The 12,571-nt window shown below is 40.7% G+C and carries 15 protein-coding genes; 4 read left to right on the top strand and 11 right to left on the bottom strand.

Annotation, left to right across the window (positions count from 1 at the left end; translation table 11 throughout):
* Nucleotides 1–3: 3 nt before the first annotated feature.
* On the bottom strand, nt 4–306 hold the full coding sequence (locus PTET_RS14645; RefSeq protein ID WP_008467273.1) for an ArsR/SmtB family transcription factor: 303 nt from the start codon (nt 304–306) through the stop codon (nt 4–6).
* Between the two features lie 131 nt (nt 307–437).
* Between PTET_RS14645 and PTET_RS14650 the strand changes: the two genes are divergently transcribed.
* Together PTET_RS14650 and PTET_RS14655 are read left to right on the top strand one after the other, a co-directional pair.
* Nucleotides 438–626, top strand: a complete 189-nt coding sequence (locus PTET_RS14650) for a YgaP family membrane protein (protein ID WP_008467276.1) — start codon at nt 438–440, stop codon at nt 624–626.
* Nucleotides 627–631: 5 nt separating this feature from the next.
* Nucleotides 632–976, top strand: a complete 345-nt coding sequence (locus PTET_RS14655) for a rhodanese-like domain-containing protein (RefSeq protein WP_008467278.1) — start codon at nt 632–634, stop codon at nt 974–976.
* A gap of 62 nt (nt 977–1,038) precedes the next feature.
* On the opposite strand, the gene PTET_RS14660 is transcribed toward PTET_RS14655, so the two are convergent.
* The 4 genes from PTET_RS14660 to PTET_RS14675 form a co-directional block, all read right to left on the bottom strand.
* Nucleotides 1,039–1,581: a PH domain-containing protein gene (locus PTET_RS14660; protein WP_096038824.1), complete on the bottom strand. Its 543-nt coding sequence runs from the start codon at nt 1,579–1,581 to the stop codon at nt 1,039–1,041.
* Nucleotides 1,582–1,658: 77 nt separating this feature from the next.
* On the bottom strand, nt 1,659–2,276 hold the full coding sequence (locus PTET_RS14665; protein WP_013466086.1) for a LysE family translocator: 618 nt from the start codon (nt 2,274–2,276) through the stop codon (nt 1,659–1,661).
* A gap of 9 nt (nt 2,277–2,285) precedes the next feature.
* Nucleotides 2,286–2,468: a hypothetical protein gene (locus tag PTET_RS14670; protein WP_096038825.1), complete on the bottom strand. Its 183-nt coding sequence runs from the start codon at nt 2,466–2,468 to the stop codon at nt 2,286–2,288.
* Between the two features lie 17 nt (nt 2,469–2,485).
* Nucleotides 2,486–2,884 (bottom strand): DUF3224 domain-containing protein, encoded by a 399-nt coding sequence (locus PTET_RS14675; RefSeq protein ID WP_013466088.1) that lies wholly within the window; start codon nt 2,882–2,884, stop codon nt 2,486–2,488.
* Nucleotides 2,885–2,972: 88 nt separating this feature from the next.
* Between PTET_RS14675 and PTET_RS14680 the strand changes: the two genes are divergently transcribed.
* Nucleotides 2,973–4,751, top strand: a complete 1,779-nt coding sequence (locus PTET_RS14680; protein ID WP_036957096.1) for an ABC transporter transmembrane domain-containing protein — start codon at nt 2,973–2,975, stop codon at nt 4,749–4,751.
* Between the two features lie 14 nt (nt 4,752–4,765).
* On the opposite strand, the gene PTET_RS14685 is transcribed toward PTET_RS14680, so the two are convergent.
* Both PTET_RS14685 and PTET_RS14690 read right to left on the bottom strand, forming a co-directional pair.
* Nucleotides 4,766–5,431, bottom strand: a complete 666-nt coding sequence (locus PTET_RS14685) for a hypothetical protein (protein ID WP_096038928.1) — start codon at nt 5,429–5,431, stop codon at nt 4,766–4,768.
* Nucleotides 5,432–5,535: 104 nt separating this feature from the next.
* Nucleotides 5,536–6,168: an OmpA family protein gene (locus PTET_RS14690; RefSeq protein ID WP_013466091.1), complete on the bottom strand. Its 633-nt coding sequence runs from the start codon at nt 6,166–6,168 to the stop codon at nt 5,536–5,538.
* Between the two features lie 184 nt (nt 6,169–6,352).
* Here PTET_RS14690 and chrA point away from each other — a divergent pair, with 184 nt between their 5' ends.
* A complete protein-coding gene (gene chrA / locus PTET_RS14695; protein ID WP_013466092.1) occupies nt 6,353–7,504 on the top strand; it encodes a chromate efflux transporter in 1,152 nt (383 codons plus the stop codon).
* Here chrA and PTET_RS14700 read toward each other — a convergent pair.
* From PTET_RS14700 to speA, 4 genes are read right to left on the bottom strand one after another with little or no spacing between them, the layout of a single operon-like run.
* The gene (locus PTET_RS14700; protein ID WP_096038826.1) at nt 7,464–8,723 is read right to left on the bottom strand and encodes a mechanosensitive ion channel family protein; all 1,260 of its coding nucleotides are present in this window, start codon (nt 8,721–8,723) and stop codon (nt 7,464–7,466) included. The genes chrA and PTET_RS14700 overlap by 41 nt on opposite strands.
* Nucleotides 8,720–9,640 (bottom strand): acetyltransferase, encoded by a 921-nt coding sequence (locus PTET_RS14705; protein ID WP_013466094.1) that lies wholly within the window; start codon nt 9,638–9,640, stop codon nt 8,720–8,722. The genes PTET_RS14700 and PTET_RS14705 overlap by 4 nt, the downstream gene beginning before the upstream one ends.
* Nucleotides 9,641–9,658: 18 nt before the next feature.
* Nucleotides 9,659–10,531 (bottom strand): acyltransferase, encoded by an 873-nt coding sequence (locus PTET_RS14710; protein WP_008109502.1) that lies wholly within the window; start codon nt 10,529–10,531, stop codon nt 9,659–9,661.
* A 60-nt stretch (nt 10,532–10,591) separates the two neighbouring features.
* Nucleotides 10,592–12,472: a biosynthetic arginine decarboxylase gene (speA, locus tag PTET_RS14715; RefSeq protein WP_013466095.1), complete on the bottom strand. Its 1,881-nt coding sequence runs from the start codon at nt 12,470–12,472 to the stop codon at nt 10,592–10,594.
* Nucleotides 12,473–12,571 lie beyond the last annotated feature (99 nt).

The raw sequence follows: 12,571 nt of genomic DNA on the forward strand, positions 1-12,571 counted from the left end.
CTTTTAGCCCTTGCAAAACAGTCCATATAATGTGCCTAACAAATGCACGGCATTTTGATCAATCACGCGGTAATAAATAGTTTGGCTTTCGCGGCGAGTAGCCACTACATTGGCTTTGCGCAGTGCCGCTAGGTGCTGTGATAACGCAGACTGCGCTAGCGGTACGGCTTCGTTAAGCTGCGAAACACTCATTTCGGTATCTTGTAATGAGCATAAAATCATTAGTCGATTTTTATTCGCTAATATTTTTAATAGCTGCTCAGCTTGATCCACATTAGTCGCCATCGCTGTAAAGTCAATTTTCATACTATGCTCTTATTCTAAAATATGCACTTAGTATAAATTGCTAGATAAGAAATGTCTAATATTAGAATTTACTAATTTAATAATATCTAATATAGTAGCTCTGTACTCAATCAAATAAGTGACCTACTATTATGAAACTCAATAACGCACTTCGTCTTATCGCTGGCATCATGATTGTTGTATCAATCCTTTTGCAAACGTATCACGATCCGAAGTGGATATACTTTACCGCTTTTATCGCTGTAAACTTAATCCAATCAGCTTTTACTAGCTGGTGCCCAATGATCACTCTATTACGCAAACTTGGCTTTAAGGAATAATCACCATGCTTACATCTATCCCCGATTTACTAAAAATTATTACGCCTAATCAACGTCGCATCGACGCCGAACAAGCTAAACAAGAGATCAGTGAAAACAAAGGATTACTCATTGATGTGCGTGAACCGGCTGAACATGCAACCAAAGCCGCTACTGGCGCAATTAATATTCCGCGCGGCTTACTTGAAATGAAGTTAATGGAAATAGAAAAAGACGCAGCACGCCCTATTTACTTACATTGCGCTAGTGGTGCGCGTGCAACATTAAGCGCTGAAGCACTGACACGCGTAGGTTATGAAAACGTCACAGTTATTACCTGTAAAGCAGAAGCTGTTTGTCAGGCATTTTAAAGGCCAAAAATTAAATCTCTCGGCGATCAACCGATCGCCGAAAATTAATGTATACCTGCGCCTTACTTCCTCTCATCCAACAAGTTGACTAACATTTGCTCGATATTTTTTACGCTGTAGGTAAGCGAGCGGATGAGCTCTACTTGGCTTTGTGGTTCATCGTTATTAGATTGGGCTGGCTGATCTGAAGTGAGGTTATCTTTTTGAGTTAAAATGGCTTCACGAAATTCACTGGCATTAACTACCCCAAGTAACGATACTAATGCACCGTGACCAGACTGCCCTGCAGTTTCAAAGCTTAAGCGGTATAAACCAAATAGTCGCATTAATGGCCCCTGACTTAATCCCACATCAGTGATTTTTTCAAGCGGAATCGATTTTTCTTCTTTAAACAAAATACCACGTTTAACCACTAGCTTGCGCTCTAGTAAATCGGCCGACATAGCTGCTAATACTCGCCTTGCGACTAGCCACACCAAAAGCAATACAACGGGTAAAAGCACAATAGTTACAACTGGAAAAAGGCTAAATATTGCAGCTAAACACATCCAGTACTGTTTGACTTTGTTATCAAAAGTGGCACTTTTTAAAATTATATTAGACATCGTTTTATCACTTTTAAATTATAGTTTTTTTAAGTTACATTAATTACCAACTGTACGCAATTCAATCACTTTGATAGTTAAAATCCTATTACCACTTTGATCGCAAGCGCAATAAATACCATACCTAATAGTCTATCTAACCACACATTTTGCTTGGTAAAGCCAAAGCGCTTTTTAGACACATCAGTGAGTAAAGCCACCAATAAATACCACCCAGTATCTATTACAAAAACGGTTAAGCACATAATAATACCGATGTTTAATGTAAGGTTTTCTGGATCGATAAACTGCGAAAATAGCGCCAAAAAGAAAATTGCCAACTTAGGATTTAAAAATGCAATCGCAAAACCATCTTGTAACGCCTTAGAACTGCTCACTGCACTTTTTTGAACTTGCAGCTCGCTGTCGTTAGGTTTTGAAAATAGTATTTTCAAACCTAAATACGCTAAATAGGCTGCCCCTAAGTACACTAAAAATTGATACACAGTAGGAAACTGCAACATCAATGCGCCTAATCCCAATAATGAGGCCGCTGCATATAAGCCAACCCCAAAACCATGGCTTAACGCTGCCAGCATGCCATTTTTCATCCCGCCATTTAAGCTATGCTTTAATACCACAGCTAAACTAGGCCCTGGCGACATTGCGCCCATCATGCATACCAGTGCTAAGCTAAACCATAATGATAATGCCATTAGTAACCCTTATATTTCTTCATTTTCAATAAGTAATGCATAACCATGCACTTGCCCATAAAAGCCTGTCAATGGCACTGCGTTTATTACTTTCCAGCCGTCTTGGTTTAATTCCTGTATGCGATCATTTAGTGCGACTATATCTACCCCACCCAAAAAACGGGACTTTCTGAATTCGATTACTTTTTGCATTTTAATCCTTATTGAACTTATAACATGTATTCAAAATCGTAATGGTGAATCCCTTGCTCAATCCGTATTTTCATACTGCCGGTTAATCCTGCGAGCTCATCAGTGCCTGAGTCGGGTACCACTTTTAAAATCAAGCTATCTTGGCCTTTATCCATGGTGCCAAAATGCTGCAGTACAAAACCACCTTGCAAACCATCAAGTTCGCCTATTACTTGTTCAATAGCCACATAACCGGCACTGCCTTGGGTGGGGGTCATGGCGCTGAGCATTTCACCTTGGCTAGTTGCGGTTAGGCCACCAGTAAATTGTTTATCAATCGACATACGACCTAAATTAACGCCTTGCTGCCCGTGTGCATACCCCTCTATAGGCGCTAATGAAACGGTAAACTCGCCTGTTACCTGTTTAGTTGTCATAATTTTTCCTTATTGATGATTTTTAATACTATTGATTTTTAATCTATTGATGCCATATCTATACCTTAATCATCAATAAGAATCTACTATGCCTACAGACAAGCCTGCTTCAGATAAAGCCGCCTTTAGCGCTTTATTCCCTATATTCAATTTTATTAAGCCTTATAAATGGGTAGTTTTAGGGGCTTTAGTGGCGTTACTTGCCACCGCAGGAGTTAACTTATCGCTAGGGCAAGGCGTTAAATTTGTGATTGATCATGGCTTTATTGCCGGCTCGCAAGCGCAATTACAACAAGCTGTTTTGGTATTAATTGGCTTAATCAGTTTATTGGCAGTGGGTACATTCAGCCGATTTTATTTAATGTCGTGGATTGGCGAACGAGTCAGTAACGACATTCGAAAAGCCGTGTTTAATCGTATTGTTACCTTGCACCCGAGTTACTTTGAAGAAAATCGTAGCGGCGAGCTGATGTCGCGTTTAACCACCGACACCACATTATTACAATCTATTATTGGCTCGTCATTTTCTATGGCACTGCGAAGCGCGCTAATGTTAGTCGGTGGTTTAATTATGCTGCTTGTTACTAATTTAAAGCTTACCTTGGTCGTTGTGGCCTGCGTCCCTTTAGTACTGGTGCCTATGATAGTGTTTGGTAAAAAGGTGCGCAAACTCGCCAGTTCTAGCCAAGATGCTATTGCCGATATAAGCACCTACGCGGGTGAGATCATTCAAAACATAAAAGTGGTACAAAGTTATAGCCACGAACATCAAGAACAATCTGCTTTTGCGCTTGAAACCGAAAAGGCCTTTAATGTGGCTAAAAGCCGAATTAAACAACGTTCGTTTTTAATTGCAGCTGTTATTTTTCTTACCTTTAGTGCTATTAGTGCCATGCTCTGGGTAGGCGGTAGTGATGTGTTAGCAGGCACTATGACGGGCGGTGAACTCGGTGCTTTTGTGTTTTATGCCATTATGGTGGCCATGTCGGTAGCGACCGTTGCAGAGGTTTATGGTGAACTACAGCGCGCCGCAGGAGCCGCAGCAAGATTGCTCGAACTGCTCGCCGTTGAAAGTAAAATACAAAACCCCGAAATTCCACAAGATGATGAGTTACATGCAACAACCAGCAACAGTGCAATTTCACTTGAAGGTATTAGTTTTAATTACCCTTCTCGCCCAGATGTAAGCGCATTAAATAATATCAGCTTAAATATTGAAACAGGTAAAACTGTGGCTATTGTTGGCCCTTCCGGTGCGGGTAAAACTACCTTATTTGAACTATTGCAGCGCTTTTACGATCCAGCCAGCGGAGCGATTAAGTTTCATAATATAGATATTAAACAGTTGTCGTTAAACACCTTACGCAACAAAATGGGCATGGTGGCACAAAACCCGATTTTATTTAGCTCTGATGTCATGCATAACATTCGCTATGGCAACCCAAGCGCCAGTGACGAGCAAGTTTATGCGGCCGCCAAACATGCACATGCTGATGAATTTATAAAACAGTTACCACAAGGCTATAACAGCTTTTTAGGTGAGCAAGGTGTTAGGCTTTCGGGTGGGCAAAAGCAGCGTATTGTACTTGCCCGCGCCATTTTAAAAGATCCCGAAATACTGCTACTCGATGAAGCTACCAGCGCACTTGATGCGCAAAGCGAGCATCATGTTCAGGCCGCACTTGAGCACTTAATGCAAAATAGAACAACGCTGATTATTGCCCATAGACTAGCCACGGTAAAACACGCCGATATGATTGTGGTAATGGAAAATGGCGAAATAAAAGCCACAGGCACTCATCAGCAATTAATGGCAAGCAACCCTTTGTATCAAAAGCTATGTGAATTACAGTTTAATCTAGATTGATTGCAATTTAGTCGCTACTTTTTATCAAGCCATTTATTCATTGCGGTATCGTAAGCCTCAGTTAGCTTGGTTTTATCGCACTTTGCACCAACAATATAACTCTCTGGCAAGTCATTTTTTGGCATAACTCCAGCACCAACGGATACCTTTTTAAAACAGCTATCACCTCGTCGGTAAGTGGTAAATTGCATATTTTGCTGCTCTATTTTTAATAGCGGCTTCACCTTCCCTGCATGCTCTTTTGGGACGGTAATGCGCTTTTTCTGAGGGTCATTCTTTGCAGTATCAGAATAGCCAGTTTGTTGCTGTAAAATACTATTGAGCCCTTTTTTCAGGTCGATCTTTTTATAAGACTTTGCGGTTACAGGGTGGGTGTTTATGGAGGTGGTACTTACCGGCTCAGTCGTCTCCTTTGTTTTTTTATTAGTCGCATTTAGTGGTTTTGATTGGGTTGCATTAACAGGCTTGGTTGGGGTTATTTCTGTATTAACATTTTTATTAGCGCTTTGCTGAGTGGCTTGTTGCGTTACTTTAGTTTTGGCAGGCACATTCACCATATACGCTTTAATTGGCGTTAATTGCGGCTGTTTAATTTTAGGGGCTTTTAAGGTAGTTAAAAAAAACAAAACTAACCCATGTAAACATACCGATAAAATAATTGCTGTACGCCAATTTGTCATAAACATGTCCCTATGAAGAACTCCTTATGACAACTAACTTATTTAAAAGTGCCCTTTAAATAAGTACACAAACCGCGCGCAAACGCGGTTTGTAATTACAAAAGCTAACCTTGAGTGTTTGGTACAATTTGAATTTCTACTCGGCGATTTTGCGCACGACCATTCGCTGTGTCGTTAGTCGCTATTGGGCGTGATTCGCCATAGCCACTCGTGCTTACTCGTGCCGCCATAATTTGCTGGTTCACTAAGTAGTTTTTTACACTTTGTGCACGCTGCTCTGAAAGAGTCATGTTGTAACTGTCTTTGCCCGTGCTGTCGGTGTGACCTTCAACACTTAAGTAGGTTTTTTCGTATTTATTCATTACACTTGCTATCGCATTTAGAGTGTCATGAAAGCCCGATGAAATATAAGATTGATCAGTCGCAAACGTAATATTAGAGGGCATCACTAAGCGTAAGTTATCGCCTTCACGAACCACTTCAACTCCCGAACCCGCTAACTCATCACGAAAAGCAGCTTCTTGTTTATCCATGTAATCACCTACAGCAGCACCCGCTAGCGCACCAATAGCTGCACCAATAAAAATACGCTTATCTTTATGATTACCTGTAGCTTTACCTAAAATACCACCCGCGGCTGCACCAATAGCGGCACCTTTACCTGTGTTATTCATTTCACAGCCAGAAAGTAATACAGCAACGACAGTGACACTTAAAAGTGATTTAGTTAACGTCATGGTGATTTCCTATTCATTTAGAATTTATTATTGCGATTATGCAAATATATGTATGAACCAACAATGAAGAATAACGTATAAGCGTTGATATTGCCTATCAAATAAGGAAGTAGTGATAGCGTTTCATAATAATGTCATACTTGTTTGTGACAATTTTATGATTTATCAAAAGGCGATTGCCACTATGTTAATTGCGATTTTTAGACAGTTCTTTTTGCTTGGCTGCATGAGCTTTGGCGGCCCTGCCGCGCATTTAGGTTACTTTAAGCACCACTTTGTTGATTCGCTTCGCTGGTTAAGTACAGCGCGTTACGCGCAGCTAATTAGCTTAAGTCAAGCTCTGCCAGGCCCTGGTTCAAGTCAGATTAGCTTTGCTATTGGCGTAGAACGTGCGGGTGTACTCGGTGGTATCGCTGCGTTTATAGGCTTTACCCTGCCTTCGTTTTTGATCATGGTGCTAATAGCAATAAGTGCACATCAGTTTGATGCTGTTTATTTTGCTATTATTGCAGGTTTGAAACTATTTGCCGTGGTTATTGTTGCTGATGCGACCCTTAGTATGGCGAAAAGCTTTTGCACCAGTGCGGTACTTAAACTTCTGGCAATAATGAGTACTTTAGCACTGATTTTATTTCCTATGTTGGGCACTCAAATCGCCATTTTAGTAACCGCTGCCATTATCGGTGCTTTATGGCCTTTACTTAACTTAGCTAAATCTACAGAAAATGTTAGCAGAGAAAAAACCAACATCAATTGGATTGCTCTTGGCTTATTTGCACTACTACTTGCCATCAGCTTTATCCCACTTGGCGAAAACGCTGCGTTATTCGCGCCTTTTTACCAAGCAGGTGCCATGGTATTTGGTGGTGGACACGTTGTATTACCTGTTTTGCAAGCGGGAGTTCCAACGCTGAGTAATGATCAATTCTTAACGGCTTACGCCAGTGCCCAAGCCGTTCCTGGCCCAATGTTTACTATCGCCACCTACTTGGGGGCACAATTGAACTCTGCACAACCATTAGTGGGTGCGCTAATCGCAACATTATTGATATTTTTACCCGGTTTTTTACTGATGCTGGCGTTTCAAAAAAGCTGGATAAACTTGGCCAGTAATCCTCGCTTTGCCAGCTCAATTGCAGCGCTTAATGCTGCTGTAGTTGGCTTTTTGGCAGCTGTATTATATTCACCCATTTGGACTTCTGCCGTAAGCAATATTTGGCAAATTGCATTAGTGATTGCTGCGTTTGCATGGTTACGTATTAAAAAGCCACCTATTTGGTGGCTATTGTTATTGTTTATTGGTGTTGGCCTTGGACAGCATTATTGGGCACTTTAATGCTGGGTTTACCTGCCATATTGGCCCCGTCAGCTGGGCTTAATTGCCCACTGACACTTTGATAAGCGCGCAGCCCAAACACAGGTAATACGGCCAGTAAATGGTCCATAATTTCAGCTTGTAAGTGCTCGTACGATATCCAACGTTTGTCTTCACTGAAGCAGTAAAACTCAATCGGTAAGCCATGATTAAGCGGTTGTAGTTCACGCACCATAAGTGTGAGCGAGGTATTGATTTTACTGTGTTGTTTTAAGTAACCCTCTGCATAGCGACGAAATAGCCCTAAGTTCGACACCGGATCGGGAAGGGTGCCTAGTCGAATATATTCTTGCAGTGGTATAGCCGCTTCTATTTGTGTTTTAAAGTCATCATTAACCAAGAAAATGCTATTCATATCTATGTTTAAAGAACGCTTGATGCGTCGCCCACCAGATTCTTGCATACCGCGCCAATTTTTAAATGAACCGGCCACCAGCATATAAGTAGGGATGGTCGTTATGGTGTTATCCCAGTTACGCACTTTTACAGTATTAAGTCCTAAATCAATTACTTCGCCATCGGCGCCGTAGTTATCTACTTGGATCCAGTCCCCATAGGTCACCAAACGATTAGCGGCAATTTGAATGCTGGCGACAAAACCTAATATGGTGTCTTTAAATACTAATAAAGTAACAGCGGCAATAGCACCAAAACCAGAGAGAATATAAGTCGGCGATTTTTCAAGCACAATACTAACAATTAATATTGAACACACAATAAAGGTGATCAGCTTAACCACTTGAATTAAGCCTTGAATAGGTACTTCGCGAGCAAAATCTAATTGGTTATAAATAGCGCCAGCAATGCTCACTATGCTGCTAATAATAAAACCAATATAAATAATTAATAATGCTTGGCCAATGGTTTTAAGGATCTCTTGAGCAATTGCATTAACCGGATAAACACTATCAAATGTGGCTAAAAAAAGTACACAACATAACAAGCAAGCAATTCGTTTATTCAGCTTAGTTAACATAGGTGACAATGAACCAATACGCTCAGGAGAGAGTTTAGTCACCACCTTTTGAATACCCGGTAACATCAAGCGACGAGTAAATAAGTAAACAAATAATAACGAAAGGATGCCAATTGATGAGGCGGTGATTGCGCTGAGAAAAAAAGCATCGGGGACTTTTTCAAACCAAGGAGTAATTAGCTCCTGTAGGTGTGTTTTGCTCATGGTATTTCAATTTCCTTACTGGGTGTTAATTCAGTACTAGCTTGCTGAATATGAATAGCGCTTAATTGCTTATCTTTTACTGTCCATAAGTTATTTAAGTATTGCTGAAACTGGGCCCTGAATGCCTTATCGGTTTGGTAACTGCCAATCATCTGTGTATTTATTGGCATAACCTCAATAGTAATATGAATAGACTCCAGCTCGCCTTTTAAAATATTACGACACACATGATCTGACTGACCGCTATACACTAAACTGGTGTTAAGCATAGCGTCAAACTGCTCGTTTAAAACCTCTAAGGCAAAAGCAGTTCCACCAGCCTTAGGTTTTAATAAATGCTGAAAAGGACTTTGTTGATGCTGGTGCTTTTGCGCAGTAAAACGCGTACCTTCTACAAAGTTAACTATGGTTGTAGGATGATGACGAAAGTTACGGCAACTGCGCTTAGTACGCTCGACATCTAAGCCTTTTAAATTCGGATTTTTAGCCAATTGCGCTTTGGTCACTCGTTTCATAAAGGGCATACCCATCGCCCACGCACCAGTGCCAATAAATGGCACGTATTTAAGCTCATCTTTTAAAAAAAACTTAGGGGCTGGCAATGCATCCAACGAGCTCAATACCGCAATATCAAGCCAGCTAATATGATTACTGATTAGCAAATACCAACTGTTGGCGTTTACCTCCCCACTAATATTAACTTTAATATTATTACAGCCTAACCACAGCCCTAAGCGGTTACCTTTGCACCACCCTTTATACGCACTGTGTAATAATTTACTCACTACAGGTATGGGCAGCACTAATTTAACTAACCCTAGGGTAAGCACTAATGCGCCAAATATTATTAAATTAGCAAATAAAACACAGCCAACAATTAAGCCATTTAACCAATTAGGTAACCATTTTTTTAGCATAACTGTCAGCTCATTTTGTTATTTTTGTTTGAGATTAACCAACGTCTGGTTTTTTTCTTCCCACACGCGGTTTAATTCACTTTGAAAGCGTACTCTAAAGTCAGGATCATTAGTGTAATCACCAATTAAGTCGTCACTAACGCCTTTTACTTCAACATGTACATCAATGTGTTTTACTTTACCGGCTGCAAAATCCATAAAGGTAGGAATGCCCTCAGGGTAATGAATAGTGACATTTACCACTTTAGAAATTTGCTCACCCATGGCTTGCATTACAAACGCCACACCACCCGCTTTCGGTTTAAGTAAGTGAGGAAACGGGCTATTTTGACGCGCATGCTTTTGCGCTGTAAACCGCGTCCCTTCAACAAAGTTAACCACACTGACTGGCATTTCTTTAAATTTTTCACAGGCTTTACGGGTGGTTTCTAAATCTTTACCACGCAATTTAGGATTCTTTTTTAATTGGCTTTTACTGGTACGGGTCATAAAAGGAAAGTCGAGTGCCCACCAACACAAACCTAAAACAGGTACGTAAATAAGCTCTTTTTTCAAAAAGAAGTTCAAAAAAGGTATTTTTCGGTTAAACACCCGCTGTAACACTAAAATATCCACCCAGCTTTGATGGTTCGCAATAACTAGGTACCAATCTTTTAATTTAAGCTCTTCAAGGCCAATAACATTAAGTTTAGTTGGCGTTAATAACGTTTGATTTAACGTGTTGAAGGTCACCCAAATAGAGGCACATTGCTTGGCCGTCCAGCTCATTAATTTTTGTAGTGGTTTGATTGGGATTAACTTAACGATGCCACAAATAAAAATAGGCACAAACCAAAAAAGAGTGTTTATTGTATAAAAGAAAATACTAAATACACTGCGAATAACTGACATTACTTCTATTCCTTTAAACATCGCGCAGCCACTAAGACCGCGCTTAACTATGCAACTAAATTAATCTTCAAAATAGGTGTAGCCCTCAAGCCCTGCATTGAGCTCGGCTAGGTACCCTTCTTTACAGTGTTCTGATACATCAAGTTTATTAATTTGAGTGGCAAAGTTATCAGCTAATAACTCGCTATCATAATCAACAAATTTTAATACATCCTTAACGCTGTCTCCTTTAATGGCATTGGTTAATACATATCCCTGCTCATTAAGCTCAACATGGACTGAGTCGGTATCACCAAATAGGTTATGTAAGTCACCTAAAATCTCTTGGTATGCCCCCACCATAAACATGGCAATATGATACTGCTGACCTTGTGTATATTCAGGGATAGGTAAACTAGTTTCAATACCTGCACCTTCAACGTACTCACGTATTTGCCCGTCAGAATCACAAGTAATGTCTTGGATAATCGCGCGCTGAGTAAGCGGCTGCGTTAGATTTTCGATGGGCATGACCGGAAATAACTGCTGAATACCCCATACATCAGGTAATGACTGAAACAATGAAAAATTCACAAACAGTTTATCGGCTAGCTTTTCGTTTAAATCATCCAGCACTTCGCGATGAGCGCGTGCGTTAACGCTTAACGATGCACGAACTCGGTGTAAAATCGTAAAGTAAAGCTGCTCTATTTTCGCCCACTCTAGCATGCTCACTAAACCATGCACGTATTGATCGTGTGCTTCGCTAAATAAGTGCATAGCATCATGATATATTTCAAGTGCCATACGTGGGTTCAAACGTTGTAAGCATTGCCACATTTCATCTAGCACTAATGCGCTGTTTTCCAATGGCGGTTCTGGGTTTAAATGATTCGGTGCTTTTTCTACATCAATGACATCGGTGATCAACACTGCATGATGAGCCGTTAATGCACGGCCAGATTCTGTAATAATAGCAGGGTGCGTTAAGTTATGCTGATCGCACACATCGGCAAATGCATTCACTACATTACGCGCGTACTCTTCGACTGTGTAGTTCATTGAGCAGGCACTGCGTGAGCCTGAGCCTTCGTAGTCAACGCCAAGCCCGCCACCCACATCAACCGTATTTAGCGGTACACCGTATTGAGTTAATTCAGCAAAATGGCGAGCACATTCGCGCAAGGCACGATGGATATCACGAATATTGGCGATTTGAGAACCAATATGAAAATGCACCATTTGCATTAAATGCAACTTGCTATGTTGCTTAAGTACTTCCACTGCACTGAGTACTTGTCCTGCGGTTAAACCAAACTTACCTTTTTCACCACCGGTATTTTGCCATTTACCTTTGCCAACCGAATTTAAGCGAATACGAATTCCAATAGCCGGTTCAATGCCTAAATTATCAATTTCTTCAAGCAATGTGGTTAGCTCTGAGAGTTTTTCAACCACAATTTTAACGCTGTGTCCCATTGCTTGACCAATACAGGCTAAACGTAAAAACTCGCTGTCTTTGTAGCCGTTACATACAATAGTAATAGGCTCTTTCGCCACCCCTAAAATGGCCATTAGTTCAGGTTTAGAACCAGCTTCAAGTCCCACTAGGCCACTTGGGTGAGCTAATAACTTACTCACAACAGAGCGCTGTTGGTTTACTTTGATAGGATAAACACAGGTGTATTTGCCGTTATATTCGCGGTTAGTGCGCGCTTGAGTAAAGGCATTGGTGAGCGTATCTACACGATTTTTTAAAATATCAGTAAAGCGCACCAGTACGGGCAATGTTAACCCTTGCTGCTTAAATTGCTCAGTAAGCTGACTTAAAGAAATGGCAGGTTTTGTTTGGTCGCCATCAGGATAGGCTATCAACTCACCTTGTGCGTTAATATCAAAATAACCATCGCTCCAATGAGCAACATTGTATGTAGCACGTGCTGTTTCTAAACCCCAAGTCATGGCAACTCTTCTTTATTAAATTAGGTGTAAAGGGGCATTTTAATACGTCACTATCTGCTAAGCTAACAAAAATTGAACTTTCCCCTCTTTATAGCTAAC

Origin of the sequence: Pseudoalteromonas tetraodonis, from assembly GCF_002310835.1 — a bacterium.
GTDB classification, from domain to species: domain Bacteria; phylum Pseudomonadota; class Gammaproteobacteria; order Enterobacterales; family Alteromonadaceae; genus Pseudoalteromonas; species Pseudoalteromonas tetraodonis.